Raw genomic sequence first — 25,924 nt, 5'->3', positions numbered from 1 at the left:
TATATCTCATTTTTCTCAGCTTTTTTCCAAGGAACCGGAATATGCTGCGTCGCCGCATGCTGATCATGTTGGGTATTGTTCTGCTCATCGTTCTGCTGCTCGCAGGTTACAAAGCCTTCTCCGTCTATCAGCAGATCCAGGTGTTCTCCATACCGAAACCGCCGCTGAGTGTGGCCGTGGCCACCGCTACTGAACGCCCATGGCAAAACCGTCTGCCAGCGGTTGGCACGCTCAAGGCGTTGCAAGGGGTCAACCTGAGTCTGGAGATCGCCGGGACGGTCAAGGATGTGCAGTTCCAGTCCGGGCAGAAGGTCAATGCTGGTCAACCAATCGTGCAACTCGACAGTGCGGTAGAAAGTGCCCTGCTGGAAACCGCTCAGGCCGACCTCGGTCTGGCCCAGCTCGACTATGGCCGGGGCAGCCAACTGGTGGGCAGCCAGGCAATTTCCAAAGGGGAATTCGACCGGCTCTCGGCGCAACTGCAAAAGACCAAGGCCACGGTCAATCAGCTCAAGGCTGCGCTGGCGAAAAAACACATCGTCGCGCCCTTCAGCGGCACCATCGGCATTCGCCAGGTAGATGTCGGTGACTACTTGCCCAGCGGCACGGTGATCGCCACCTTGCAGGACTTGAGCAGCCTTTATGTTGACTTCTACGTGCCGGAACAGGCGATACCGAAAATAGCGCTCGGCCAGCCGGTTCAGGTCAACGTGTCGGCCTACCCGACGCAGAACTTCCCCGGCACCATCAGCGCGATCAACCCGAAAGTCGAAAACACCACCCGCAACGTGCTGGTGCGCGCGACCCTGGCCAATCCGGACGGCACGTTGCTGCCAGGCATGTTCGCCAGCCTGCAAGTCATGCTGCCAGATCCGCAACCGAAAATCGTGGTGCCGGAAAGCGCGATCACCTACACCCTCTACGGCAATTCGCTGTTTGTGGTGGCGCAGAAAAAAGCCGCCGACGGTAGCATTGAGAAGGACGCCAACGGCCAACCGGTGCTGATTGCCGAACGACGTTTTATCGAAACCGGCGAGCGCCGAGACGGGCTGGTGCTGATCACCAAAGGTCTGCGGAACGGCGAACAAGTGGTCAGCGCCGGACAGATCAAACTGGACAACGACGCCCACATCACCATCAGCGCCGACAAGACATTGCCAGCAGAGCAGAAAAGCCAGCCACGCACCAACTGATCAAGGAATCCCCATGGCTTTCACTGATCCGTTCATCCGTCGCCCGGTGCTCGCCACCGTGGTCAGCCTGTTGATTGTGCTGCTGGGTTTCCAGGCCTGGAGCAAGCTGCCGCTGCGCCAGTATCCGCAGATGGAAAACACCCTGATCACGGTGACCACCGCCTACCCCGGGGCTAACGCCGAGACCATCCAGGGTTACATCACCCAACCGATGCAGCAGAGCCTGGCGAGCGCCGAAGGCATCGACTACATAACCTCGGTCAGCCGCCAGAATTTCTCGGTGATTTCGATCTACGCGCGAATCGGCGCCAACAGCGACCGGCTGTTCACCGAGCTGCTGGCCAAGGCCAACGAGGTCAAGAACCAACTGCCCCAGAACGCCGAAGACCCAGTGCTGAGCAAGGAAGCTTTGGGCGCCTCGGCGCTGATGTACATCAGCTTCTTCAGCAAGGACCTGAACAACCCTCAGATCACCGACTACCTGTCACGGGTGATCCAGCCGAAACTGGCGACGCTGCCGGGCATGGCCGAAGCGAAGATTCTCGGCAACCAGGTGTTCGCCATGCGCTTGTGGCTGGACCCGGTCAAACTTGCCGGCTACGGCCTCAGCGCCATTGACGTGACCGATGCGGTACGCCGTTACAACTTCCTCTCGGCGGCTGGCGAGGTGAAAGGCGAATACGTGGTCACCAGTATCAACGCCAATACCGAGCTTAAATCCGTCGAGGCCTTCGCCGCCATCCCGCTGAAAATCGACGGCGACAGCCGGGTACTACTCAGCGATGTGGCGCGGGTGGAAATGGGTGCCGAGAACTACGACACCATCAGCTCCTTCGGTGGCACGCCGTCGGTGTATATCGGCATTAAGGCAACCCCCGCTGCCAACCCGCTGGACGTGATCAAGGAAGTGCGCAAGATCATGCCAGAGCTGGCGTCCCAGCTGCCGCCGAACCTCAAAGCGGAGATCGCCTATGACGCCACGCTGTTCATTCAGGCGTCGATCAATGAGGTGGTGAAAACCCTGTTTGAAGCGGTGCTGATCGTGATTGTCGTGGTGTTCCTGTTCCTCGGTTCCCTGCGTTCGGTCGTGATTCCGGTGGTCACCATCCCGCTGTCGATGATCGGCGTAATGTTCTTCATGCAACTGATGGGCTACTCGATCAACCTGCTGACCCTGCTGGCGATGGTACTGGCCATCGGGCTGGTGGTGGACGATGCGATCGTCGTGGTAGAAAACATCCACCGACACATCGAAGGAGGCAAAACACCGCTCGATGCCGCCATCGAGGGTGCTCGGGAAATCGCCATGCCGGTGGTCTCGATGACTATCACACTGGCCGCGGTCTACGCGCCAATCGGATTTCTCACAGGCCTGACTGGAGCGTTGTTCAAGGAGTTTGCCCTGACCCTGGCCGGTGCAGTGGTGATCTCCGGGGTCATCGCCCTGACCCTTTCGCCGATGATGTGCGCCCTGCTCCTGCGCCACGATGAGAACCCGTCGGGCCTGGCCCATCGTCTGGACAGGATCTTCGAAGGACTCAAACGCCGCTATCAAAGCATCCTGCACGGCACACTCAATACGCGGCCAGTGGTGCTGGTGTTCGCGGTGATCGTCCTGTGCCTGATTCCGGTGCTGCTGAAATTCACCAAATCTGAATTGGCACCGAATGAGGACCAGGGTGTCATTTTCATGATTGCCAACGCGCCGCAACCAACCAACCTCGACTACCTCAACACCTACACCGATGAGTTCCTCACGATCTTCAAGGAGTTTCCCGAGTACTACTCATCGTTCCAGATCAATGGCTTCAACGGCGTGCAATCGGGGATCGGTGGTTTCCTGCTCAAACCGTGGAACGAACGCCGCCGGACTCAGATGCAAATCCTCCCGGAAGTTCAGCGCAAACTCGCTGCCGTCACCGGGCTTCAGGTGTTCGGCTTTAACCTGCCGTCCTTGCCAGGTACCGGTGAGGGCTTGCCGTTCGCCTTCATCATCAACACCCCGAAGGATTACGAGTCTCTGTTGCAACTGGCCATTCGAGTGAAAAAGCGTGCGCTGGAATCCGGCAAGTTCGCCTTTCTCGACATCGATCTGGCCTTTGACAAGCCTGAGGTGGTGGTCGATATCGACCGCGCCAAGGCGGCGCAAATGGGGGTTTCGATGCAGGACCTGGGGGGGACCCTGGCGATATTGCTGGGTGAGGCGGAAATCAACCGTTTCACTATTGAAGGCCGTAGCTACAAGGTCATTGCCCAGGTCGAACGAGCCTACCGCGACAACCCCGACTGGCTGAGCAACTACTACGTAAAGAACACCAAGGGCGAACTGCTGCCCTTGTCGACACTGATCACCGTTACCGACCGGGCTCGACCGCGCCAGCTGAACCAGTTCCAGCAGCTCAACGCGGCGACGATTTCAGGCGTTCCAGTCGTCAGCATGGGTGAAGCCATCGAAACCGTACGCCAGATCGCCCGGGAAGAAGCCCCACCGGGCTATGCCTTCGATTATGGCGGCTCTGCCCGGCAATTCGTTCAGGAAGGCAGCGCACTGTGGGCGACCTTTGCCCTGGCGCTGGCCATCATCTTCCTGGTGCTGGCGGCACAGTTCGAGAGTTTTCGTGATCCGCTGGTGATTCTGATGACCGTGCCCTTGTCGATCTGCGGCGCGCTGATCCCGCTGTTCCTCGGCTGGTCGAGTATGAACATCTATACCCAGGTCGGACTGGTGACCTTGATCGGCCTGATCAGCAAGCACGGCATCCTGATCGTTGAGTTTGCCAACCAGTTACGCAAAGACAAGGGCCTGTCATCTCGAGAAGCCGTGGAAGAAGCCGCGGCAATTCGCTTGCGACCGGTGTTAATGACCACGGCGGCGATGGTGTTCGGCATGGTGCCGTTGATCATCGCCAGCGGCGCGGGCGCCGTCAGCCGGTTCGATATCGGTACCGTGATCGCGACCGGGATGTCGATCGGCACGCTGTTCACCTTGTTCGTGCTGCCTTGTGTTTACACCCTGCTGGCCAAGCCAGATAAATAGTCGACCGAAAAATAAAAGGCCTCGCACTGCGAGGCCTTTTATTTGGGTTTTATTATCTTCAACTTTGTGGCCTCTTTCCTTGAGAAAGACCGAACATGAACAGCAAAAAATCATGGTCGGGGTTACTTGCAACGGATGCCTTGGCTACCCGAGGCAAGGGGCAATGCGCGTCACCGTGCATTGCACTGAGGACTTTGGTGCGTGGTTGCTCCCAAGCAACCACCGCCAGAGAAACAACTGCCAAGGCTCCTGCCAAAAATAAACCTCGCGCAATTTCTAGTTTCATTACTCTAAACCTTTGATAGCGCTGCCAAACGCCGTCATATAACGGTAGCTGAGTTTTTGCCAGTCCGTAGGGCTCCACGACGAATGGCGGCGCCGCTGTTTCATGTCGTGGACGGCGGCACGTTTGCGAGTCAAGCGTTGCCCGCGACTATTGGGTTCTTCCACCCACTCACCGCGCAGGCCCCGGAAATAGTCAAAGCGGTCCTCAAGAGCTACGTCCTTTTCTGAGACATCTTCCACTGCCATCCTGTTACCTCTTGCGTAATACATAAACCCGCCACATGGCGTAGAGCGGGAAAAAGTCCAAATGTTCCTGAATGCGAAAACCGGCCTGTTTGAATTCTTCTTCTACCGTGGCTGCTGGTATCACAAATCGATTTTGGTAACCGTCTTGTTGCCCCGTTTCCTGCTTGCGCTTGTGCTCCATGCGCTTGCGTTTCCAGGCCTTGAAGTTGCCATCGACCCAAAGAGAGATAATGACGCTGTCGCGGGTAACCCGCTGAAACTCCTGCAACAGGGCGAGCCGATGAGCAGATTCGCCAATGTGATGGAGCAAACGCATACAAAAAATGCTGTCGACAGCGTTATCCGGCAAGCTGATGTCGAATGCTGATGTCTGCAAGGGTTGTACCCGCTTTACCACTTCGACGGGCTGGGCTCGCGTTGCGACCTCCAACATCGCCGCAGAGTTGTCGGCACCGATGATCACACGATTCTGCTTTTCTGCCAGTAACGGCCAGAAACGACCTGCACCACAAGGCAAATCGAGCACCAGGCTTGGCTCTCCCGCCAGCGCCAGAGCCTTTCGTGCCAGTTGCCCATCGCGTTTGTGCGACAACCTGCGGGCTAAGCCGTCCTGGTGTTTGAGCAAGTACTCTTGCGCGTGCTGTTCATCGTACGTGTTGGAAAAATCAAGTTTTATCGGGCAATCCATAATCGCCGTCTCCTGTAACTGATGAGGCCACCTTAGGTAGGGACATGTCAGCGTCAGGTCATCGCGTTGTGAAAACTTCGTCCCCACCAACGTTGATGTACTTCAGGGTTTTACAGAAGGGCCGCAATAGCATTGCGGCCACGGCCCGATAAAAACTGCGGTAAAGCGTGCCCGGAAGAACCCTGGGCACGAGAAGGAATCAGTTTTTAGCCGGGTTCAGCTCGACATGGAACCGGCAGCCATTGGGCTCCATTGTGCTGAGGCTGACGCTCCAGCCCTGGTTTTCACAGATTCGCTGCACCAGTGACAGACCCAGGCCCAGGCCCTCGCCACGCTTTTCGTTGCCGCGCACGAACGGCTCGAACATCGCCTCGCGTTTTTCTTCGGGAATCCCCACACCGCTGTCCTCTACCACAAAGCCGCCAGGTTCCAGCGTCAGGCGGATAAAGCCACGGTCAGTGTAGTGCAGCGCATTGCGCAACAAATTGCCCATCACCGCATGCAAGAACGTCGCGTTGTATCGGGTATCCAGCGGGTTGTCGGGGTCATAGATCAGCTCAATCCCCTTGGCCTCAATGGGTTCACGCCACAGACCAATCAGGTCCTCGGCTACCAGATTCAAGGTCACCTGGGGCGACATGCTGGCATCTTCGCGCTGGGCACGCGCCAGCATCAGGAAGGTCTGGACCAGTTCGCGCATCTCTTCGCAGGCGCGGGCAATCCGTTCGACCTGAGCGCGACCACGCGGGTCGATGCAAGGATTTTCCAGCAGCAGTTCGCAGGAGCTGGCCAACACCATCAACGGGGTGCGCAATTCGTGACTGACGTCGCTGGTGAACAGACGCTCACGACTCAGCGCCTGACGTAAACGCCCCAAGGTGGCGTCGAAGGCCACCGCCAGTTCACCGACCTCATCGGCGGCATAATCGGGTGCCAACGGTGGTGCCAGGCCGAGTAACTGATCGCGATGCCGAACCTGGCGAGCCAGCCGCACCACCGGTGCCATTACCTTGCGTGCCAGGACCCAGCCAAGGAACACCGCTAGCGCCAGACTCAGCACGAAGCCCACCAGCACTACCGCGAACAGCACCCGTTCACGATCTTCAAAACCACTTTGATCCTGCAGCAACACATAACGCCTGCCATCGACGATCTCGACGATGGCGTGATACGACAAATGCTCACGAAATACTTCGTGAAAACCCGCATCCAGACTGCGCAGATCCTTGGGCAACTCAAAATCGCCACGCCCACCGCTGAAATAGAACAACTGGTCCGGTTCCGGCCGATGGCTCCAATCCTCGATGCTGTCCATCAACAGCAGACGCTGCAGATCACCGCCCAGGCCTGCTGAAATCAACTTCGCTTCAACCAGATGCACCGTTGCCACGATGCCTAGGGCGAATGCCCCTGCAACCAATGCGCTCATCAACGCAAAGGCGATGATGATTCGTTGGGCAAGGCTTTGCTTAAACTCCATCACGACCCTCGGCCAAGCGATAGCCGACGCCATGTACGGTTTGCAGCAGCGGTTTAGCGAATGGCTTGTCGATCACCTGACGCAGCTGATGAACATGGCTGCGCAGGCTGTCGCTGTCCGGGCAGTCATCGCCCCACAGGGCTTCTTCAAGAATTTCGCGACGCAGTACGTGAGGACTCTTTTGCATCAGCACCGCCAGCAACTTGAGCCCCACTGGGTTGAGCTTGAGCAAACGTCCTTCGCGGGTCACTTCCAGGGTGTCGAGGTCGTAGTTCAGATCCCCCACCTGCAAGGTCCGCCGCCCTCCCCCCTGAGCACGACGCATGACCGCCTCGATCCGCGCCGCCAGCTCAGACAGCGCGAAGGGTTTCACCAGATAATCATCGGCGCCTGACTTGAAGCCCAGCAGACGATCATCCAGTTGATCACGAGCGGTGAGCATGATCACCGGGGTATCACGACGGGCATCTTCGCGCAGTCGTTTGCAAAGGGTGTAACCGTCGATACCGGGCAGCATGATGTCGAGCACGATCAAGTCGTAGTGCTCGGTCGCCGCCAGGTGCAGGCCCGACAAACCGTCTTGAGCGCAATCTACGGTATAGCCTTTAAGCCCCAGGTAGTCGGCCAGATTGGCCAGGATATCGCGGTTGTCTTCAACCAATAGAATTCGCATGGGCACTCCTCCGTACACAGTAACGGCCGTTTGGCTCGCGCAGCTTAAGGCCAAGTGTGACTCACGGCTAGGGCTGTCAGTACCGGCAAGCCGTGTCAGCACCGCGCAGAATGGGCTTAACAAGTTTTTCACTCTCGATTCACAACCCGATTACAGTGTCGGCACCAGACTCTGGCATGATTGATATCAGGAATGTTGTCGATGGTTTTTTCAAGAAAGCGCTCGTGCACTTTCTGCTGCTTGTGACCGGCTCCTGGCTCGTGGTTTTCCTGCTAATCCGCCGTGTTTTGCCAATCACTCATCTGGATTAACGGAGAGTCCCGGGCTACGGCCAGCGACCCGCTGATTCAGTGCGGCCTCACCTGTTACCAAATCGCCAGTTATGGCTTCAAGCAACAGCTGTTCGGCTGGAAACCACCCAAAGAGGGCTCCGACCAGATCAGCGAACGCTAACCGAAATGCCCCTGGCTCGTCTGCCAGGGGCTTTTTTCTATCAGCTCAGGATCCACCATGTCATCAACCGTTGTCCGCCCAGTCTCCCGCCCGCTCAATTTCTGGGTATGCCTGGGTGTGCCCGCCATTGCGGCAATCATATTGCTCTTGCTGGAATTGACGTCTTTGGACATGGACCTTGCGAAACTGTTTTATGACCCGGTCGCAGGCGATTTCATCGGCAAGCAAAGTTACTTTCTGGAAGATATCCTGCATGTCCGGGCCAAACAGGTGGTCATTGCTTTCTCGGTGTTGGCTATTCTCGGGTTCATCGACGCTTTTTTTGTGCCGCGGCTCAAACCAATCAAACGAGAACTGGGCTGCCTGGTGCTGTCTCTGGCCCTGGCCACATCCTTCGTCACCCCGGTCAAAGCAGTGACTGCCGTGCAATGCCCTTGGAGTCTCAAGGAATTCGGTGGCAAGGAAACCTACAGCGAGCTGCTCAGCCCGCGCCCACAGACCGATAAACCCGGCCGCTGCTGGCCCGGTGGACATGCGGCTACGGGTTTCACGCTGTTTGCGCTGTTCTTTGTACTGCGTGACCGTCGTCCGCGAATGGCTCGCAACGCCCTGATCTTTGCGTTCAGCCTGGGTACGGTGTTCTCCATCGGCCGGATGATTCAGGGCGCGCACTTCTTTTCCCACAATGTATGGACGGCGATTTTCTGCTGGTTGATTTGTCTGGGGTCGTATTACTACGTCCTGTATCGGCCGACGCCCAAGGCTGAACGGCCAGTTAAGGTAGAACCTGTCAGCGCCTGACTGCTTTAAGATCAAAAGATCGCAGGCTCCTACACCGATCGCGTCCCCCATCGAGATAGCGGGTGTAGCCTGCGATCTTTGGGGCTTACACAAATCCCGGACATGAAAAAGCCCCGCCTGCTTAACGCAGGCGGGGCTTTTTTTGTAGGGGTAAGGCTGGCTTACATCATGCCGCCCATGCCACCCATACCGCCCATGTCTGGCATACCGCCACCAGCTGGTTTGTCATCTGGAGCATCAGCGATCATGGCTTCGGTGGTCAGCATCAAGCCACCAATGGACGCCGCAGCCTGCAGAGCAGAGCGAGTCACTTTAGTAGGGTCGAGGATGCCCATTTCGATCATGTCGCCGTATTCGCCAGTGGCTGCGTTGTAACCGAAGTTACCCGAACCTTGCTTGACCTTGTCGACAACTACGCTTGGCTCGTCGCCGGAGTTGGCAACGATCTGACGCAGTGGCGATTCGATAGCACGACGCAGTACAGCAATACCGACGTTCTGATCAGCGTTGTCGCCTTTCAGGTCGCTGATGGCTTGCAGAGCGCGAATCAGCGCTACGCCACCGCCAGGTACCACGCCTTCTTCAACGGCTGCACGAGTAGCGTGCAGGGCGTCTTCAACGCGGGCTTTCTTCTCTTTCATTTCAACTTCGGAACCAGCGCCAACCTTGATCACTGCAACGCCGCCGGACAGCTTGGCCAGACGCTCTTGCAGTTTTTCACGGTCGTAGTCCGAAGAAGTATCAGCCACTTGCTGACGGATCTGCAGAACGCGAGCCTGGATATCAGCTTCAACGCCGGCACCGTCAATGATGGTGGTGTTTTCTTTGGACAGGATTACGCGCTTGGCATTACCCAGGTGTTCCAGGGTAGTGCTTTCCAGGCTCAGACCGATCTCTTCGGAGATAACGGTACCGCCAGTCAGAACAGCGATGTCCTGCAGCATGGCCTTGCGACGGTCGCCAAAGCCTGGGGCTTTAACGGCAGCAACTTTAACGATGCCGCGCATGTTGTTCACAACCAGAGTCGCCAAGGCTTCGCCTTCAACGTCTTCGGCAACGATCAGCAGTGGACGGCCAGCTTTGGCAACAGCTTCCAGTACTGGCAGCATTTCGCGGATGTTGGAGATCTTTTTGTCGACCAACAGGATCAGCGGACCGTCCAGCTCAGCAACCATGGTGTCTGGTTTGTTGATGAAGTACGGGGACAGGTAACCACGGTCGAACTGCATGCCTTCAACAACCGACAGTTCGTTTTCCAGGCCCGAGCCTTCTTCAACGGTGATCACGCCTTCTTTACCGACTTTTTCCATGGCTTCGGCAATGATGTCGCCGATGGAGTTGTCGGAGTTGGCAGAGATGGTGCCGACCTGAGCGATTGCCTTGGTGTCAGCGCAAGGCTTGGACAGGGCTTTCAGCTCTTTGACAATAGCGATAGTCGCTTTGTCGATGCCGCGTTTCAGGTCCATCGGGTTCATGCCGGCAGCGACGGCTTTCAGGCCTTCGTTGACGATCGATTGAGCCAGAACGGTAGCGGTGGTGGTGCCGTCGCCTGCGTCATCGTTAGCACGGGAGGCAACGTCTTTGACCAGCTGCGCGCCCATGTTTTCGAAGCGATCTTTCAGCTCGATTTCTTTAGCGACGGAAACGCCGTCCTTGGTGATGGTCGGAGCGCCGAAGCTCTTCTCGATGATCACGTTACGGCCTTTAGGCCCCAGGGTCGCTTTTACTGCGTCAGCCAGGACGTTGACACCGGCGAGCATTTTCTTACGGGCGGAATCGCCGAATTTAACTTCTTTAGCAGCCATGATCGATATTCCTTAAATACTTTGTAGTAGCGGGAAATTGAGCGGGAATCAGCCTTCGATAACAGCGAGGATTTCGTTCTCGCTCATTACCAGCAGGTCTTCGCCGTCTACTTTCACAGTGTTGCTGCCGGAGTAAGGGCCGAACACAACCTTGTCACCCACTTTCACGGCCAGTGCACGCACTTCACCGTTGTCCAGAACGCGGCCGGTGCCTACAGCAAGGATTTCACCGCTGTTGGCTTTTTCGGCAGCCGAACCCGGCAGAACGATACCGCCAGCGGTTTTCTTTTCTTCTTCGCTGCGACGGATTACGACGCGGTCATGCAGAGGACGAAGCTTCATTGTCGATCTCTCCTAATTGTGGTTTTCATCGGCCGGTGTAGTCCCGGCGGGTTAGCAAATCCGGCATTGCCGGTTGCGGCTCGCAAAGCGAACCGCGGAAGTCTGTCTGGTGTCACCACCAAAACCTTGCGGTGACCGTTACATAAGGGCGCATAAGCTTATTACAAGGGCTGATGAGCGAATTTTTTTACGTTCGGCGTCTGCCTGGAAAACAAACATGGCACCCGAAGGTGCCATGTCGATAACCAAAGCTGATTACGAATCGCGATGCTCGAACTCACCCTCGATCACGTTCGGCTGGCGCCCAAGGGGCTGCTGCGGGGTCGGACCGCCGCGAGCCTGCATATCCTCGGCAAAAGCACGCTGACGAATCGCCTGCTCCTCGGCACGTTGACGCATCTTGTTGGCCAGCAGCCGGCGAGTGATCGGTAGCAACATAATCAAGCCAACTACGTCGCTGATGAAGCCCGGCAAGATCAACAGACCGCCACCCAGGGCCATCATCAGGCCTTCAAGCATTTGCTGAGCCGGCAACTCGCCGCGATTCAGGCTTTCACGTGCCCGTAGGGCCGTGGCCAAACCAGCGACGCGCAGCACCAGAACACCAAGCATCGAGCCGAGAATGATCAACAGCAACGCTGGGAAAAAGCCGATGGCGGAGCTGACTTTGACAAACACAAACAGCTCTAGCACCGGGAACAGCAGAAAGAGCAACAAAAATGGGCGCATCAAATGGTTCCTCAAAGGAAGAGTGCCTTCCAGTTCACATTAGATGACGTCGCCATTTCGTGAATTCAAGCATCGGCACCTTCATTTTTTGGCCAATGTTCGGCGTGAGCCAGGAAAACCAAGGCTTCGCGTACTTGTGTCGGCGTATTACAAGGCTCTTGGAAGGGCAACCAGTACAGCCCCTGACCGATGCGCAAGTGCATGCCTTCGGTGTCGATCCCGGCCAGTTGCGCCGGTACGGTTTTCGGCAATCCGGCCAACTCAACGTAATGGGCAATGGCCTTGGCGTGGTCGCTGTTCATGTGTTCGACCATGCTCACCTCCGCCTTGCCAGCAAATGGGTTGGCCAGCGTTAGCTGATCGACCCAGTGAATCGCGCCGAAGCCACCGATGTAGCGATGGCGGACCGGTTTGAGCACCCAAAAGTCGAAGTCATGGGCTTTGTGGTAGTTCTGCGACTCCGGGAAATAGCGGTAATAGCGCTCGGCGGCAGCCTCAATAGCCTCGGGTTCGCTGAGTTTTTCCGCCTCGGCCAGATAGGTCAGGCGGCCGACGGCTTGTACATCTTCGGCTTCACGCTCGCCCACCAGCAGTGAGCATTTGGCATCTTTGAGCAAGTTGTGGGTGTGCTGGGCAATCCGGCTGATCAGGATCAGCGGCCGCCCCTGCTCGTCCAGGCAGTAAGGAACCACCGAACCAAAAGGAAAACCGGGCATCGCCTTGGAGTGCGTCGACAACACTCCGCGGTATTCCTTGAGCAGCAGTTCTCGGGCATGCTTAGCGGCTTCAACGCTCAATTTATGACTCCTTATATAGAATCCGTCGAAAACGGACGGGCGCCTGGACCGATGTTCCAGCAACGCCATCGGGGGGTAGTTCTCATATGCAGCCAAGCCACATCAGGCACGCAAGAGAGGCCCTATAAAAGGAAACCACTCTGACCTGCTACCGGGGCATGCGAATGCAACTCACTGACAAAGTAATCATTATCACGGGCGGTTGCCAGGGTTTAGGTCGTTCCATGGCCGAGTATTTCGCAGCCAAGGGCGCGAAGCTAGCCCTGGTCGACCTGAACCAGGAAAAGCTCGATCTGACCGTGGCTGCCTGCACCGCCGCCGGTGTCGAAGCCCGTGCTTATCTGTGCAACGTCGCCAATGAAGAACAAGTGACCCACATGGTCGCTCAGGTCGCCGAAGATTTCGGCGCGATTCACGGCTTGGTCAACAATGCCGGAATCCTGCGCGATGGCCTGCTGATCAAGGTCAAAGACGGTGAAATGACCAAGATGAGCCTGGCCCAATGGCAAGCGGTGATCGACGTCAACCTGACCGGGGTATTCCTGTGCACCCGCGAAGTGGCGGCGAAGATGATTGAGCTGGAGAATCAGGGTGCAATCATCAATATCTCGTCGATTTCCCGTGCCGGTAACGTTGGCCAGACCAACTATTCGGCCGCCAAGGCCGGTGTCGCTGCCGCCACCGTGACGTGGGCCAAGGAACTGGCACGCTACGGAATCCGCGTTGCGGGCATCGCGCCGGGCTTTATCGAAACCGAAATGACCCTGAGCATGAAGCCTGAAGCGCTGGAGAAAATGACGTCGGGTATTCCGCTCAAGCGCATGGGCAAACCTGAAGAGATTGCCCACTCGGCGGCCTACATCTTCGAGAACGACTATTACACCGGCCGGATTCTGGAAATGGACGGCGGTTTGCGCATCTAAAGCCCACCTAAAACCAATGTGGGAGCGAGCCTGCTCGCGATGAGGGCCTGACATTCAGCCAGGATGGTGACTGTCAGATCGCTATCGTCGGAACGCCGCCCGGAGCAGGCTCGCTCCCACAGTTATCAGTGTTATCTGATAGACATCAATCGTCGCTGATGGTGATGTTCGGCATCGCTGGCGTTGCGGCTTCCTGCAGAACGATCCGCGCACCGACATGACGAGCCAGTTCCTGATACACCATGGCGATCTGGCTGTCCGGCTCGGCAATGACCGTCGGCTTGCCACCGTCGGCCTGCTCGCGGATCACTATCGACAACGGCAGCGAAGCCAGCAGCTCGACACCGTATTGCGTGGCCAGTTTCTCGCCACCGCCTTCACCGAACAAGTGCTCGGCATGACCGCAATTGGAGCAGATGTGCACGGCCATGTTTTCCACGACGCCGAGCACCGGAATGTTGACCTTGCGGAACATCTCCACGCCCTTACGCGCATCCAGCAGTGCCAGATCCTGCGGTGTCGTGACGATCACCGCACCCGCCACCGGAACTTTTTGTGCCAGCGTCAGCTGGATGTCACCGGTGCCTGGCGGCATGTCGATAACCAGGTAATCAAGATCACCCCAAGCGGTTTGAGTAACCAGCTGCAACAACGCACCCGAAACCATCGGGCCACGCCAGACCATAGGTGTGTTGTCGTCAGTCAGGAAGGCCATGGACATGACCTCGACGCCGTGGGACTCGATCGGCACGAACCACTTCTGATCCTTGACCTTCGGTCGGGTGCCTTCCGGGATACCGAACATGATGCCCTGGCTCGGGCCGTAGATGTCTGCGTCGAGAATCCCGACCTTCGCGCCTTCGCGCGCCAGTGCCAGCGCCAGGTTGGCCGCGGTGGTGGACTTACCCACACCGCCCTTGCCGGAAGCCACTGCCACCACGTTTTTCACGTTGGCCAGACCCGGAATCTGCGCCTGAGCCTTGTGCGCGGCAATCACGCTGGTGATTTCGACCCGGGCCGTCATCACGCCATCCAGACCTTCGATGGCCAGCTGCAACAGCTGCGCCCAACCGCTCTTGAACAACCCGGCGGCATAGCCCAGTTCAAGCTGAACAGTGACGCGATCACCCTGGATGTCGATAGCGCGCACACAACCGGCGCTGACCGGATCCTGGTTCAGATAAGGGTCGGTGTATTGGCGAAGGACGGCTTCCACCGCTGCGCGATTGACTGCGCTCATGGGCAACTCCGATAGCAGGACTGAGAAAATCAGGGGGTATCCTACCTGTTCTGGACGGCGCACGGCATGCTTTCAGGATGTGACAAAGTTCGAATGGCCAATCACGGACCTGTAGCAGCTGGCGCAGCCTGCGTTCGGCTGCGCAGCAGTCGTAAACCCTGTCGCCACGGTTTGTCAGATAGACCGCGTCAGCCGGATTACGACCGCTTCGCGCTCGAACGCAGGCTGCGCCAGCGGCTACGGGTGCGGTGGAAAACGCAGCAGCGGGGTGAAAAATATGCGCTGGCGCTTTATAGTGGCCGACCTCCGTTTCATCAAGTAGCCGAGCCCCATGTCCGAGCCACGCAAGATCCTCGTCACCAGCGCCCTGCCCTATGCCAATGGTTCAATCCACCTTGGCCATATGCTTGAGTACATCCAGACCGATATGTGGGTGCGCTTCCAGAAGCATCGCGGCAATCAATGTATCTATGTCTGCGCGGACGACGCCCACGGCTCGGCGATCATGTTGCGCGCGGAAAAGGAAGGCATCACCCCGGAACAACTGATCGCCAACGTCCAGGCTGAACATAGCGCCGACTTTGCCGAGTTCCTGGTGGACTTCGATAATTTCCACTCGACCCACGCCGAAGAAAACCGTGAGCTGTCGAGCCAGATCTACCTGAAGCTGCGCGACGCCGGGCACATCGCCACTCGCTCGATCACTCAGTATTTCGATCCGGAAAAGAAAATGTTCCTGGCCGACCGCTTCATCAAGGGCACCTGCCCGAAATGCGGCACCGAAGACCAATACGGCGACAATTGCGAAAAATGTGGCGCGACCTATGCGCCAACCGACCTTAAAGATCCGAAATCGGCGATCTCCGGCGCCACGCCGGTGCTCAAGGATTCACAACACTTCTTCTTCAAGCTGCCGGACTTCCAGGAAATGCTGCAGAGCTGGACCCGCAGCGGCACCCTGCAAGACGCCGTGGCGAACAAGATCGCCGAATGGCTGGACGCCGGCCTGCAACAGTGGGACATCTCCCGCGATGCGCCGTACTTTGGCTTCGAAATTCCCGGCGAGCCGGGCAAGTATTTCTACGTGTGGCTGGACGCGCCAATCGGCTACATGGCGAGCTTCAAGAACCTCTGTGCCCGTCGTCCGGAGCTGGATTTCGACGCATTCTGGGCCAAGGATTCCACCGCTGAGCTGTACCACTTCATCGGCAAGGACATCGTCAACTTCCACGCGCTGTTCTGGCCAGCAATGCTCGAAGGTGCGGGTTACCGCAAGCCGACCGCGATCAATGTGCACGGCTACCTGACCGTCAACGGCCAGAAGATGTCCAAATCCCGCGGCACCTTCGTCAAGGCCCGAACCTACCTCGATCACCTGTCACCGGAATACCTGCGCTACTACTACGCAGCCAAGCTCGGCCGTGGCGTCGACGACCTGGACCTGAACCTCGAAGACTTCGTGCAGAAGGTCAACTCGGATCTGGTCGGCAAAGTGGTCAACATTGCCAGCCGTTGCGCCGGCTTCATTCATAAAGGCAACGCCGGCGTGCTGGTGGCCGGCAACGCCGCGCCAGAACTGACCGACGCCTTCCTTGCTGCCGCGCCAAGCATTGCCGAAGCCTACGAGGCTCGCGACTTTGCCCGCGCCATGCGCGAGATCATGGGGCTGGCCGACCGCGCCAATGCCTGGATCGCCGACAAGGCACCGTGGTCGCTGGCCAAACAGGAAGGTAAACAGGACGAAGTTCAAGCTATCTGCGCCCTGGGCATCAACCTGTTCCGCCAACTGGTGATTTTCCTCAAGCCGGTGCTGCCATTGCTGACCGCTGACGCCGAGGCGTTCCTCAATGTCGCGCCGTTGACCTGGAACGACCACGCGACCTTGCTCAGCAACCATCAGCTGAACGAATTCAAACCACTGATGACCCGCATCGATCCAGTAAAAGTACAAGCCATGACCGACGCCTCGAAAGAAGACCTGACCGCCAGCCAGACCGATACCGGCGCGGCACAAGGTAATGGCGAATTGCTCAAGGACCCGCTGTCGGCCGAGATCGATTTCGATGCCTTTGCCGCCGTCGACTTGCGAGTAGCGTTGATCCTCAAGGCCGAAGCCGTGGACGGTGCGGACAAACTGCTGCGCCTGACCCTGGATATCGGTGACGAGCAGCGCAACGTATTCTCCGGCATCAAGAGCGCCTACCCGAACCCGGCCGAGCTGGAAGGTCGTCTGACCATGATGATCGCCAACCTCAAACCACGCAAAATGCGCTTCGGGATCTCCGAAGGCATGGTGATGGCAGCGGGTCCCGGCGGTGAAGAAATCTACCTGCTCAGCCCGGACAGCGGCGCCAAGCCAGGCCAGCGGATCAAGTAAGACTCAGCGCTGGATTGATCCCCCCGCCATGTAGTTTAGTGGTGGGGGGATTTTCATATCCGGTGGGCCCTTTCTCCTTGCCGGATAAGGCCTAATCTTTAGGCTACAGACCTGTTCGCTCAACCCGGCACGATCATGACCGACATTCTCCTCACGCTTATCAGCGCTGCCCTGATCAACAATTTTGTATTGCAATGGCCGTTGGGCGTCGATCCGCTGCTACAGACGGCTCGCGAATCGGGTGCCGAGCGTCGGCAAGTGCATGCCTTGGGTATCGCAACAACCTGCCTGATGCTGATCAGCTGTGTCCTGGGTTACACGCTCTACCATTACCTGCTGGCTCCGCTGGCGTTGACTTCGTTGCGTTTGTTCGTCTTCTTGCCCCTCAGCGTGCTGCTGATCAGGCCAATCCTGAGCCTGCTTTCAAGCGGGTTTCCACAGCTGCCGTTCAGCGGTCTCAGGCCTCTGTTGGCGGGCAATGCTGGCGTCTTGGGCCTGGCCCTACTCAGCACGCAGGGAGACAAAGGTCTGGGCTATACGACCTCGCTGAGCCTCGGCGCAGGCCTGGGCTTCTGGCTGGTGTTGAGCCTGTTCAGCGATTTGCGTCAACGAACCCTCAATAATGATGTCCCTCTACCCTTTCGCGGCTTGCCGATCGAACTGATCAGCGCCGGGCTGATGGCAGTGGCATTTCTAGGCTTCACCGGACTGATCAAAACATGAGTCTGATTCAACGCATCGACGCCCTGTTGCCGCAGACCCAATGCGGAAAATGTGGCCATCCAGGATGCAAACCCTACGCTGAAGGCATTGCCAACGGTGAGGCGATCAACAAATGCCCACCTGGAGGCGCAGAAACTATTTCGGCGCTGGCCGACCTTCTCAAAATACCTGTGCTGGAACTGGACACGGAACGTGGTTCGGCCCCTGCGCAAATCGCCTTTATTCGTGAAGCAGAATGCATCGGCTGCACCAAATGCATTCAGGCCTGCCCGGTGGACGCGATTGTCGGTGCAGCCAAGCTGATGCATACGGTGATCATCGACGAATGCACCGGTTGCGACCTCTGCGTGGCGCCCTGCCCGGTGGATTGCATTGAAATGCATCCATTGCCGCTGGCCACCGTGCTGCCGATTGTCGGAGGGCTGGCATTCAGCCCGGAAGAACAACGCGCCCGCACCGAAAAGCGCAATCACGCACGTAGCCGTTTCGAACAGCGAAATGCCCGTCTGCGCCGCGAAGAAGAGCAAAAACTGGCCGAGCGTCTGGCGCGCGCCCAACGTCCCACGCAGAACAGCGAAGTGTCCGTCAATCCGGTTCAGGCCGCCATTGACCGGGTTCAGGCGCAGAAAGCCGACGCTGCCGATGCAGCCTTGAAAAAGGCCAAGATCGATCTAGCCATGAGCCGTGCACAACTGAACAAGTCGCTGAAAGCCTTCGGACATCCGCCGACCTTTGAACAGCAGTCACAGCTGATCATTCTGCAACGACAGTTCGAGGCCGCAGAACTTGCATTGGCACAGCTTGAAAACAACGCAGCACCTGCGCCAGAAACGGCTCCTGCCAAGGATGCCGAGCTAAAACGCGCAAAAATCCAACTGGCCATGCGCCGCGCCGAACTGAAAAAAGCCCAAAACAGCGAAGCATCGAGCGAGCAAATTGCAGTTTTGGATAATGCTCTGGCTGAAGCTGAGCAGGCTTTGCACCGCGCCGAGGCCGCCAGTGAGCAACCCGCTCCCGATCTGATTCGGGTCGAGAAACGGCCCATCGACAGCCAGCTTCGGCAGTTGAAAACGGAGCTGGCCTACGCTCGCGCGGACCTCAGCAAGCTTGAACGACGTCCCGATACATCTGCAGAGGTCATGACCAAGGCTCGAAACCGACTGAGCGAAGCTGAGCGTCAGGTAAATGCTTATGTCGCCTCTTGAAACCGTTGACGGACGCCTTCAGCAGGCAATGAAGCTGGTGTTGCTGGCAACACTGCCGGGGATTTTCGTTTTGCTGTGGTTATACGGCTGGGGCGTACTGATCAACTTGCTGCTGGCCGGCTCCACAGCCCTGGCCGTTGAAGCCACCGTCCTCAGCTTGCGCAGGCGCCCTCTGAGGCCCTCTCTGAGCGATGGCAGCGCACTCGTCAGTGCCACATTGCTGGCCTTGGCATTACCGCCCTATTGCCCATGGTGGTTGACCCTGAGCGCCACCGCGTTCGCACTGTTTTTTGGAAAACACTTGTATGGTGGTGTCGGCAAAAACCCGTTCAATCCAGCGATGCTTGGCTACGCAATGGTCCTGGTGTCGTTTCCACAGCAAATGACGCACTGGCCGGCCTCCCACGGCATGGATCTGCTGGGTGGCTTGCAACAGGTTTTCGGCTTCAACTTCAGCGCCTCGGCACCTGATGCCTGGGTCCAGGCCACCGCCCTGGACAGCGTGCGGATCAACAAAAGCCTGACCATGGATGAACTGTTCGCCGGCAATCCTGCGTTCGGTCACTTTGGGGGTAAAGGCGCCGAGTGGGTCAATCTGGCGTTCCTCGCCGGCGGCGCTTTCCTGCTACAACGTCGGGTATTCAGTTGGCACGCCCCGGTCGGCATGCTTGCCAGTCTGTTTATCATCAGTTTGCTTTGCTGGAACGGCTCGGGCTCCGACTCCCATGGTTCTCCTCTGTTCCACCTGTTGACGGGCGCGAGCATGCTCGCCGCTTTCTTTATCGTCACCGAGCCGGTCTCCGGCGCCAAAAGCCCAAAGGCCCGGCTGTGTTTCGGAATAGGCGTTGGTCTGCTGACCTATCTCATACGTACGTGGGGCGGTTATCCAGACGGCGTGGCGTTTGCCGTGCTGTTGATGAACCTGGCCGTGCCCTCGCTGGAGCGCCTCTTCGCCCCCCAACCAGAGCCGTCTGCGCCATGAACAGAAATGTCGGCATACTGATCCTGATGTTATTAGCCGGTCTGGGTGGAACCGCGACATTCTTTGTACAACAAGTCGCCGCACCGCACATCGCGGCAGAACGACGTGCGGTACAAAACCGCAATCTGCTGGAAATGCTGCCCCCAGGCAGCTACGACAATCAGCCACTGGACCAGCCGCTGTCGCTCAAGGACGTAGAGCTTGGCAGTAGCCGACTGCTTGGCGGGTATCTGGCGACTCAATCCAGTCAACCCAGCGCGGTGATTCTGCACAGTCAAACGGTGGGCTACGCAGGTCCTATTGAGCTGTTGATCGGGATCGGGGCAAACGGCAAGCTGCTGGGTGTCAAAACCCTCAAACAGTCAGAAACCCCGGGGCTTGGAGGGAAAATTGCGGCAACCCCGAACCCTTGGCTGCAGAGCTTTTCCGGCAAATCACGCAATGACCCGCCCGAAGCGGGCTGGGCACTTAAAAAAGATAGCGGCCAGTTCGATCAAATCGCCGGAGCGACGATTACCTCAAGGTCGGTGATAAGCGCCATTCATGATGCGCTACGTTATTTCGACGAGCATCAGGCGCAACTCACAGGAAAGCCTGCTCATGAATAACGCCTCGACACTGCGCAATTCGCTGATGCTCGCACCACTGATTGGCGTCAGTGACACCTTGGTCAAGGCCGTCGGTTTGTGGCTGATGTCCATTCTGATCATCGCAATCTATGGCATGGCCATGAAAGTGATTCGGACTTGGCTCAGCCCGAACCTGCGCCTGACGGCCAACATTTTGCTGGCCGCAACGATCGTCAGTTGTGCAGAGCTGGCCTTGCAAGTTCGGGCGTTTGAACTGCATCAAAGCCTGGGAATTTATCTTGGGCTGATTGCCCTTCAATGCGTGCTGCTTGAGCTCAGCGGCTTTTTCGAACACCGACCAATGTCGGACAGCCTGCAACTGACAGCCCTGTTCGGCGTGCTGCTGGTTGTGCTTGGCACGCTGCGAGAAGTCCTGGGATCGGGATCTCTGGGCAGCCACCTGTCGTGGCTGGCCGGATCCACCGATACTCACTGGCAGCTCTGGCTATGGGCTCAGGATACGGGGCCACGTCTGCTCACTCTGGCGCCAGGCGGGTTTATTCTTCTAGGGCTGCTGATCGCCGCGAAACAGGCTTGGGCCGCTTCTTCAAAACCACACTGACCGCCTTCAAGGAAACGCTCTACCCATGAACGCCGCAAAACGTCTGGAAATATTCCGCCGGCTTCACGAGGACAATCCGGAACCGAAAACCGAGCTGGCCTATTCCTCGCCGTTTGAACTGTTGATCGCAGTTATTTTATCTGCCCAAGCGACAGACGTTGGGGTCAACAAAGCCACAGCAAAACTATTCCCGGTTGCCAACACACCTGCGGCGATCTATGCCCTCGGTGTCGAAGGGCTGTCGGAGTACATCAAGACCATCGGTCTGTACAACAGCAAAGCGAAGAACGTGATCGAGACCTGTCGATTGCTGGTAGAGCGTCATAACAGTGAAGTCCCGCAAACACGCGAAGAGCTTGAAGCACTCCCGGGTGTGGGACGGAAAACCGCGAACGTGGTGCTCAATACCGCTTTTCGCCAACTCACCATGGCCGTCGACACGCATATTTTCCGAGTCAGTAACCGAACGGGACTGGCTCCGGGGAAAAATGTCGTTGAGGTGGAAAAGCAACTAATGAAGTTCGTGCCAAAGGAATTCCTGCTCGACTCGCACCACTGGCTCATCCTCCACGGACGCTATGTATGCCAGGCCCGCAAGCCACGCTGCGGCAGCTGCCGGATCGAAGACCTGTGCGAATACAAGCACAAGACCTCTGACGATTGAGCAACCATAGAGTTTAATGATCGATCGATTGAAAAAATCTTTTTTACCCGACACCGGATTATCGCTATAAGGAGCCCCAATGGCAGTCTTAGCCTGGAGTTAACTTTATGAGCGCTACTAAAGAGCAACTGGACGTAGAAGACGACTTCACCGCCGTTGAGTCAGAGGATGCAGAACCTGTGGTGGAGGTGGCGAAGACCAATCTGAGCAAACGCCGCACCATTGACAATCTTCTGGAAGAGCGCCGCCTGCAAAAGCAATTGGCCGATTACGATTTTGACCTTTAGCACCTGAAAGCCTCCCGAAACGGAGGCTTTTTTTGTTGCACCAGAACCTTGGCACTGGCTTTTTCGCACAGACGTCCTGCCGGCTGATAGAGCAGAGCTGGTCACGGCAAACAGGTGGCATCTGCAAGGGCACCAAGAGAAAAGCACGTTTTGCGAGTACTCAGGTAGACACAGACAAACCGTTTGAAGGTCGAGCAACGGCGCAATGCCGCCAGGCATTGCCACACCGCTCCTTACTTTTTTCCGTGTTGAGGTTCAAACCAATCCATTGCGTTGTGCAAGCTCAATCAAATCAACCAATGAGCGGGCATTGAGCTTTAACAGCAAGCGCGTCTTGTAAGTACTCACTGTTTTGTTGCTGAGAAACATTCCATCGGCAATCTCCTTATTGGTCTTTCCTTGTGCAAGCTGCTGCAACACCGCCATTTCCCGACCGGAAAGACGATCCACCATATCCGCTTCACTGGTATTCCCCAAACTCGAACGCACAGTGTGCAACGCCTGATTGGGGAAATAGCTGTAACCGGTAAGCACTGCCTTGATCGCGCTAAGCAGATCTGTCAGATCTTGTTGCTTGCACACATACCCCGCGGCGCCGGCCTGCATACAACGCATGGAAAAATGTCCTGGTGCCTGAGAGGTCAACACCAGCACCTTGACAGGTATGTCCATTGACGTCAGACGCGCGATAACTTCCAAACCACCAAGTTTTGGGATCCCGATATCCAGAATAACAATATCCGGTATATATTCACGGGCCAGTTGCAACGCATCGACACCATTATCCGTCTCCGCTATGACTTCATAGTCATGACGTTCCATCAGCATACGTACAGCAAGACGAATGACGGGATGATCATCCACGATCAGCACTTTATTCATGGGTAATTCCAATTTTCGCTGTTCGAATTTTCAGAGTCAGCACAATAGCCTAGTCATTTCCCACTTGGCATGGTGCCCCGCCCCGGCGACTAGCAACGAGAGACCATCCCTACAAGCAATTCAGATTCCCCCTACAAAAAAAACACTAAAAATGATATGTCTTAAAGTTTAATCGACCTGCTACCTTCCCCTCGATTGAGAATTTTCTGTGTCACATCCGTCTACCATTGGAGCTTACAGAATCGCTCCCGCTAAACTGTCGTTTGATTTTGTAGCAAATCACCGTTGAAGATATTCACTCACCAACACTTCAGAGAACGTATTGATACGGAGAAACGAATAAAACAATCAACCTCAACTCAACGCAATAGCCAGCATCATACCCTCAATACAAATCGGACTAGCCGAAAGAGCACCCTACAACCTACAGAACACTCACCGCACTAAACATGCCTACCGGACACATACTTTCGCCCTATTACATCTCCATTAAAAAAATCTGCCCATTGTCAATCCGAGTCTAGAATCATTAAAAGCGGTAATAGAAATAAAACCATCACCCCACACAACATCAATACTTATCCTGGGAAGCGATAACGAGCAAACAGCATCACAGCCTGAATTTAAACGGCATCCATTATTTACACGAAATCTTAAAGCATCTTAAAATTTATTACAGCATCACTTAAACAAGCCATTTCTTCCTTTCGCACCTTCACCGGCGCGAATCCGAGACTATAAAACACAACACTCTCAAGTGAGAAAAAAATGAATAGACACAGAAAAAAAGCAACCAACCCAATGACCATCATCGCAATCTTCGCGGCGCTAACGGAAGCATCGGCAACTGTATCGCTTCCGTTCCTAGACGACGATGAGCGAGATGTTTACGTCTGGTTCTTGATCGGCTTTCCGTTCTGCCTGATATTTTTATTCTTTGTTACATTAAACTTCAACCACAAATCACTGTACGCGCCTTCCGATTTCAAAAAAGGAAAACACTTCATAAAAATCATCGATGATGCCGCTTGCCCGAAAAAAATTAAAGACACCCCTTCGAACACTATACTTCTTAAACAACATAGCTACACAGCCGACAGTGAGGAAGACGTCCATCTCTCTGCAAGACTGCTTAACTGCTCGCCACAGAGCTTTATATTCCGGCAGCAGAAATACTGCTACTCATCACGCAATGGGCAAGCTCCACCTCCCGTCCATATCAATTTATTCGCACACCACACCTTGCATCTGCCCCAGGCACTGCACGGCCTGCACATCATTGATACTCGGCAGGTCAACACAAAAAAAGACGTAGGGACTCTAATCACAGCGGCAGGTCTGAAGACAAGCAGAAAACCAGGCACCCTTGACCTCGTCATCTTTCTTACCAACCAGAATTCTGCTCAACTTATAAACCAAAGCGAACTAAAAAAGCTAAACAAAGACAGGGAAAAGCAATCCTGCTACATGATTTATAACTTGAGCACGCTTACCTTGACGCTAAACGTTCAAGCTTGGAAACAATAGAAAATAGATGACAAATCAACCTGAACCCAGCATAAAGCAGATGAGAAAAATCATACTAACCATCGTTCAAGCCTTCACACTGAACGAGGCGACTTTAACTAAATGTATTACGAAAAAAAATGGCCCTGTTTATTACAGGGCCATCTTTTTATTCGCACTCAATCAATCAGAACAACTTCCGACCTTTGTTTGCGGCAATACGCATACGCAACGCATTGAGTTTGATGAAGCCTGCAGCATCCGCCTGATTGTAAGCGCCGCCATCCTCTTCAAAAGTCGCAATGTTTGCATCGAACAATGACTCATCGGACTTACGGCCGGTGACAATGACATTGCCCTTGTACAATTTCAGACGAACCACACCATTCACGTGCGCCTGAGACGCATCGATCATCTGTTGCAGCATCAGACGCTCAGGGCTCCACCAGTAACCGGTGTAGATCAGGCTGGCGTATTTAGGCATCAGCTCATCTTTGAGGTGAGCCACTTCGCGGTCCAGAGTAATCGACTCGATTGCACGGTGAGCACGCAGCATGATGGTGCCGCCCGGCGTCTCGTAGCAGCCGCGGGACTTCATACCAACATAACGGTTCTCGACGATATCCAGACGGCCGATACCGTTTTCGCCGCCAATGCGGTTCAGCGTGGCCAAGACGGTGGCCGGAGTCATTTCAACACCGTCCAGAGCAACGATATCGCCATTGCGATAGGTCAGCTCAAGATAGGTTGCAACGTTCGGAGCGTCTTCTGGCGACTTGGTCCAGCGCCACATGTCTTCTTCGTGCTCGGTCCAGGTGTCTTCCAGCACACCGCCTTCATAGGAGATGTGCAGCAGGTTGGCATCCATCGAATACGGGGATTTTTTCTTGCCGTGACGTTCGATCGGGATGTTGTGCTTTTCAGCGTAATCCATCAGCTTTTCACGGGAGAGCAGGTCCCATTCACGCCAAGGGGCAATCACTTTGACCCCAGGCTTCAACGCATAGGCGCCCAGTTCAAAACGAACCTGGTCGTTACCTTTGCCGGTTGCACCATGAGAAATGGCGTCGGCACCGGTTTCGTTGGCAATTTCGATCAAACGCTTGGCGATCAACGGACGAGCGATGGAGGTACCCAGCAGGTACTCACCTTCGTAAACGGTGTTGGCGCGGAACATCGGAAACACGAAATCGCGTACGAATTCTTCGCGCAAATCGTCGATGTAGATCTCTTTTACGCCCATGGCTTGCGCCTTGGCGCGTGCAGGTTCGACTTCTTCGCCCTGACCCAGGTCAGCGGTGAATGTCACCACTTCACAGTTATAAGTATCCTGCAGCCACTTGAGGATCACCGAAGTGTCCAGGCCGCCGGAATACGCCAGAACGACCTTGTTTATGTCCGCCATGCCATCACTC

The 25,924-nt window shown here is 56.2% G+C and carries 24 protein-coding genes and 1 pseudogene; 13 read left to right on the top strand and 12 right to left on the bottom strand.

Features of this window, described 5'->3' with window-relative positions; all coding sequences use genetic code 11:
• Positions 1-41 precede the first annotated feature (41 nt).
• The gene (locus ACZYSM_RS12150) at positions 42-1,193 is read left to right on the top strand and encodes an efflux RND transporter periplasmic adaptor subunit (RefSeq protein ID WP_489071727.1); all 1,152 of its coding nucleotides are present in this window, start codon (positions 42-44) and stop codon (positions 1,191-1,193) included.
• A gap of 13 nt (positions 1,194-1,206) precedes the next feature.
• Positions 1,207-4,230 carry a multidrug efflux RND transporter permease subunit gene (locus ACZYSM_RS12145; RefSeq protein ID WP_489071726.1) on the top strand — a complete coding sequence of 1,008 codons (3,024 nt, stop codon included), beginning with the start codon at positions 1,207-1,209 and terminating at the stop codon, positions 4,228-4,230.
• A gap of 58 nt (positions 4,231-4,288) precedes the next feature.
• Here the strand turns inward: ACZYSM_RS12145 and ACZYSM_RS12140 are convergent, their stop codons facing one another.
• The 5 genes and pseudogenes from ACZYSM_RS12140 to colR all read right to left on the bottom strand — a co-directional run bounded on the left by ACZYSM_RS12140 (position 4,289) and on the right by colR (position 7,602).
• Positions 4,289-4,516, bottom strand: a complete 228-nt coding sequence (locus tag ACZYSM_RS12140; RefSeq protein WP_489071725.1) for a hypothetical protein — start codon at positions 4,514-4,516, stop codon at positions 4,289-4,291.
• Positions 4,516-4,656: pseudogene (locus ACZYSM_RS12135) on the bottom strand (lipopolysaccharide kinase InaA family protein); the annotation flags it as partial. The gene ACZYSM_RS12140 and the pseudogene ACZYSM_RS12135, both read right to left, overlap by 1 nt.
• A gap of 109 nt (positions 4,657-4,765) precedes the next feature.
• The gene (locus tag ACZYSM_RS12130) at positions 4,766-5,449 is read right to left on the bottom strand and encodes a class I SAM-dependent methyltransferase (RefSeq protein ID WP_489071738.1); all 684 of its coding nucleotides are present in this window, start codon (positions 5,447-5,449) and stop codon (positions 4,766-4,768) included.
• 199 nt (positions 5,450-5,648) lie between these two features.
• Positions 5,649-6,929, bottom strand: a complete 1,281-nt coding sequence (locus ACZYSM_RS12125) for a sensor histidine kinase (RefSeq protein WP_489071724.1) — start codon at positions 6,927-6,929, stop codon at positions 5,649-5,651.
• Positions 6,919-7,602, bottom strand: a complete 684-nt coding sequence (gene colR, locus ACZYSM_RS12120) for a two-component system response regulator ColR (protein WP_489071723.1) — start codon at positions 7,600-7,602, stop codon at positions 6,919-6,921. Before colR ends, ACZYSM_RS12125 begins: the two co-directional genes overlap by 11 nt.
• 510 nt (positions 7,603-8,112) lie before the next feature.
• On the opposite strand from colR, the gene ACZYSM_RS12115 reads away from it, so the two are divergent.
• Positions 8,113-8,856 (top strand): phosphatase PAP2 family protein, encoded by a 744-nt coding sequence (locus tag ACZYSM_RS12115; RefSeq protein WP_489071722.1) that lies wholly within the window; start codon positions 8,113-8,115, stop codon positions 8,854-8,856.
• Between the two features lie 161 nt (positions 8,857-9,017).
• Here ACZYSM_RS12115 and groL read toward each other — a convergent pair whose 3' ends face one another.
• The 4 genes from groL to ACZYSM_RS12095 all read right to left on the bottom strand — a co-directional run bounded on the left by groL (position 9,018) and on the right by ACZYSM_RS12095 (position 12,529).
• Positions 9,018-10,661, bottom strand: coding sequence for a chaperonin GroEL (groL, locus tag ACZYSM_RS12110; protein WP_489071721.1), 1,644 nt, complete (start codon positions 10,659-10,661; stop codon positions 9,018-9,020).
• Between the two features lie 48 nt (positions 10,662-10,709).
• Positions 10,710-11,003 (bottom strand): co-chaperone GroES, encoded by a 294-nt coding sequence (locus tag ACZYSM_RS12105; RefSeq protein ID WP_047532658.1) that lies wholly within the window; start codon positions 11,001-11,003, stop codon positions 10,710-10,712.
• A 255-nt stretch (positions 11,004-11,258) separates the two neighbouring features.
• Positions 11,259-11,732: an FxsA family protein gene (locus ACZYSM_RS12100; protein WP_489071720.1), complete on the bottom strand. Its 474-nt coding sequence runs from the start codon at positions 11,730-11,732 to the stop codon at positions 11,259-11,261.
• A 65-nt stretch (positions 11,733-11,797) separates the two neighbouring features.
• Positions 11,798-12,529 carry a HugZ family pyridoxamine 5'-phosphate oxidase gene (locus tag ACZYSM_RS12095; protein WP_489071719.1) on the bottom strand — a complete coding sequence of 244 codons (732 nt, stop codon included), beginning with the start codon at positions 12,527-12,529 and terminating at the stop codon, positions 11,798-11,800.
• 164 nt (positions 12,530-12,693) lie between these two features.
• On the opposite strand from ACZYSM_RS12095, the gene ACZYSM_RS12090 reads away from it, so the two are divergent.
• On the top strand, positions 12,694-13,452 hold the full coding sequence (locus tag ACZYSM_RS12090) for an SDR family oxidoreductase (RefSeq protein ID WP_489071718.1): 759 nt from the start codon (positions 12,694-12,696) through the stop codon (positions 13,450-13,452).
• A gap of 145 nt (positions 13,453-13,597) precedes the next feature.
• Here ACZYSM_RS12090 and apbC read toward each other — a convergent pair whose 3' ends face one another.
• Complete coding sequence (gene apbC, locus ACZYSM_RS12085; RefSeq protein ID WP_489071717.1) at positions 13,598-14,692, bottom strand: iron-sulfur cluster carrier protein ApbC; 1,095 nt, start codon at positions 14,690-14,692, stop codon at positions 13,598-13,600.
• Between the two features lie 331 nt (positions 14,693-15,023).
• Here apbC and metG point away from each other — a divergent pair, with 331 nt between their 5' ends.
• The 8 genes from metG (at position 15,024) to ACZYSM_RS12045 (ending at position 22,121) form a co-directional block, all read left to right on the top strand.
• Positions 15,024-17,069, top strand: a complete 2,046-nt coding sequence (metG, locus tag ACZYSM_RS12080) for a methionine--tRNA ligase (RefSeq protein ID WP_489071716.1) — start codon at positions 15,024-15,026, stop codon at positions 17,067-17,069.
• A 135-nt stretch (positions 17,070-17,204) separates the two neighbouring features.
• Positions 17,205-17,792 (top strand): electron transport complex protein RnfA, encoded by a 588-nt coding sequence (locus ACZYSM_RS12075; RefSeq protein ID WP_489071715.1) that lies wholly within the window; start codon positions 17,205-17,207, stop codon positions 17,790-17,792.
• A complete protein-coding gene (gene rsxB / locus ACZYSM_RS12070; protein WP_489071714.1) occupies positions 17,789-18,997 on the top strand; it encodes an electron transport complex subunit RsxB in 1,209 nt (402 codons plus the stop codon). The genes ACZYSM_RS12075 and rsxB overlap by 4 nt, the downstream gene beginning before the upstream one ends.
• Positions 18,984-19,979 (top strand): RnfABCDGE type electron transport complex subunit D, encoded by a 996-nt coding sequence (locus ACZYSM_RS12065; RefSeq protein WP_489071713.1) that lies wholly within the window; start codon positions 18,984-18,986, stop codon positions 19,977-19,979. Before rsxB ends, ACZYSM_RS12065 begins: the two co-directional genes overlap by 14 nt.
• Entirely contained in the window at positions 19,976-20,587 is a 612-nt protein-coding gene (locus tag ACZYSM_RS12060) for an RnfABCDGE type electron transport complex subunit G (protein ID WP_489071712.1), read from the top strand. Before ACZYSM_RS12065 ends, ACZYSM_RS12060 begins: the two co-directional genes overlap by 4 nt.
• Entirely contained in the window at positions 20,580-21,170 is a 591-nt protein-coding gene (locus ACZYSM_RS12055; RefSeq protein WP_489071711.1) for an Rnf-Nqr domain containing protein, read from the top strand. Before ACZYSM_RS12060 ends, ACZYSM_RS12055 begins: the two co-directional genes overlap by 8 nt.
• Before the next feature lie 25 nt (positions 21,171-21,195).
• Entirely contained in the window at positions 21,196-21,834 is a 639-nt protein-coding gene (gene nth, locus ACZYSM_RS12050; protein ID WP_489071710.1) for an endonuclease III, read from the top strand.
• A 107-nt stretch (positions 21,835-21,941) separates the two neighbouring features.
• Complete coding sequence (locus tag ACZYSM_RS12045; RefSeq protein ID WP_489071709.1) at positions 21,942-22,121, top strand: PA3496 family putative envelope integrity protein; 180 nt, start codon at positions 21,942-21,944, stop codon at positions 22,119-22,121.
• Between the two features lie 255 nt (positions 22,122-22,376).
• Here the strand turns inward: ACZYSM_RS12045 and ACZYSM_RS12040 are convergent, their stop codons facing one another.
• Positions 22,377-23,003 carry a response regulator gene (locus ACZYSM_RS12040; RefSeq protein ID WP_489071708.1) on the bottom strand — a complete coding sequence of 209 codons (627 nt, stop codon included), beginning with the start codon at positions 23,001-23,003 and terminating at the stop codon, positions 22,377-22,379.
• A gap of 768 nt (positions 23,004-23,771) precedes the next feature.
• On the opposite strand from ACZYSM_RS12040, the gene ACZYSM_RS12035 reads away from it, so the two are divergent.
• Entirely contained in the window at positions 23,772-24,530 is a 759-nt protein-coding gene (locus ACZYSM_RS12035) for a hypothetical protein (protein ID WP_489071707.1), read from the top strand.
• Positions 24,531-24,696: 166 nt separating this feature from the next.
• On the opposite strand, the gene ACZYSM_RS12030 is transcribed toward ACZYSM_RS12035, so the two are convergent.
• Positions 24,697-25,914: an argininosuccinate synthase gene (locus tag ACZYSM_RS12030; protein WP_489071706.1), complete on the bottom strand. Its 1,218-nt coding sequence runs from the start codon at positions 25,912-25,914 to the stop codon at positions 24,697-24,699.
• Between the last annotated feature and the right edge of the window lie 10 nt (positions 25,915-25,924).

The sequence above is a fragment of the Pseudomonas sp. F220 genome (assembly GCF_057813935.1).
The sequence above is the reverse complement of the archived record's forward strand: the minus strand, read 5'-3'. Positions and strand labels throughout refer to the sequence as shown.

Coding starts and splice junctions, on each gene's coding strand:
- ACZYSM_RS12150 (WP_489071727.1), top strand. CDS start 42: ATGCTGCGTCGCCGCATGCTGATCATGTTGGGTATTGTTCTGCTCATC.
- ACZYSM_RS12145 (WP_489071726.1), top strand. CDS start 1,207: ATGGCTTTCACTGATCCGTTCATCCGTCGCCCGGTGCTCGCCACCGTG.
- ACZYSM_RS12140 (WP_489071725.1), bottom strand. CDS start 4,516: ATGAAACTAGAAATTGCGCGAGGTTTATTTTTGGCAGGAGCCTTGGCA.
- ACZYSM_RS12130 (WP_489071738.1), bottom strand. CDS start 5,449: ATGGATTGCCCGATAAAACTTGATTTTTCCAACACGTACGATGAACAG.
- ACZYSM_RS12125 (WP_489071724.1), bottom strand. CDS start 6,929: ATGGAGTTTAAGCAAAGCCTTGCCCAACGAATCATCATCGCCTTTGCG.
- colR (WP_489071723.1), bottom strand. CDS start 7,602: ATGCGAATTCTATTGGTTGAAGACAACCGCGATATCCTGGCCAATCTG.
- ACZYSM_RS12115 (WP_489071722.1), top strand. CDS start 8,113: ATGTCATCAACCGTTGTCCGCCCAGTCTCCCGCCCGCTCAATTTCTGG.
- groL (WP_489071721.1), bottom strand. CDS start 10,661: ATGGCTGCTAAAGAAGTTAAATTCGGCGATTCCGCCCGTAAGAAAATG.
- ACZYSM_RS12105 (WP_047532658.1), bottom strand. CDS start 11,003: ATGAAGCTTCGTCCTCTGCATGACCGCGTCGTAATCCGTCGCAGCGAA.
- ACZYSM_RS12100 (WP_489071720.1), bottom strand. CDS start 11,732: ATGCGCCCATTTTTGTTGCTCTTTCTGCTGTTCCCGGTGCTAGAGCTG.
- ACZYSM_RS12090 (WP_489071718.1), top strand. CDS start 12,694: ATGCAACTCACTGACAAAGTAATCATTATCACGGGCGGTTGCCAGGGT.
- apbC (WP_489071717.1), bottom strand. CDS start 14,692: ATGAGCGCAGTCAATCGCGCAGCGGTGGAAGCCGTCCTTCGCCAATAC.
- metG (WP_489071716.1), top strand. CDS start 15,024: ATGTCCGAGCCACGCAAGATCCTCGTCACCAGCGCCCTGCCCTATGCC.
- ACZYSM_RS12075 (WP_489071715.1), top strand. CDS start 17,205: ATGACCGACATTCTCCTCACGCTTATCAGCGCTGCCCTGATCAACAAT.
- rsxB (WP_489071714.1), top strand. CDS start 17,789: ATGAGTCTGATTCAACGCATCGACGCCCTGTTGCCGCAGACCCAATGC.
- ACZYSM_RS12065 (WP_489071713.1), top strand. CDS start 18,984: ATGTCGCCTCTTGAAACCGTTGACGGACGCCTTCAGCAGGCAATGAAG.
- ACZYSM_RS12060 (WP_489071712.1), top strand. CDS start 19,976: ATGAACAGAAATGTCGGCATACTGATCCTGATGTTATTAGCCGGTCTG.
- ACZYSM_RS12055 (WP_489071711.1), top strand. CDS start 20,580: ATGAATAACGCCTCGACACTGCGCAATTCGCTGATGCTCGCACCACTG.
- nth (WP_489071710.1), top strand. CDS start 21,196: ATGAACGCCGCAAAACGTCTGGAAATATTCCGCCGGCTTCACGAGGAC.
- ACZYSM_RS12045 (WP_489071709.1), top strand. CDS start 21,942: ATGAGCGCTACTAAAGAGCAACTGGACGTAGAAGACGACTTCACCGCC.
- ACZYSM_RS12040 (WP_489071708.1), bottom strand. CDS start 23,003: ATGAATAAAGTGCTGATCGTGGATGATCATCCCGTCATTCGTCTTGCT.
- ACZYSM_RS12035 (WP_489071707.1), top strand. CDS start 23,772: ATGAATAGACACAGAAAAAAAGCAACCAACCCAATGACCATCATCGCA.
- ACZYSM_RS12030 (WP_489071706.1), bottom strand. CDS start 25,914: ATGGCGGACATAAACAAGGTCGTTCTGGCGTATTCCGGCGGCCTGGAC.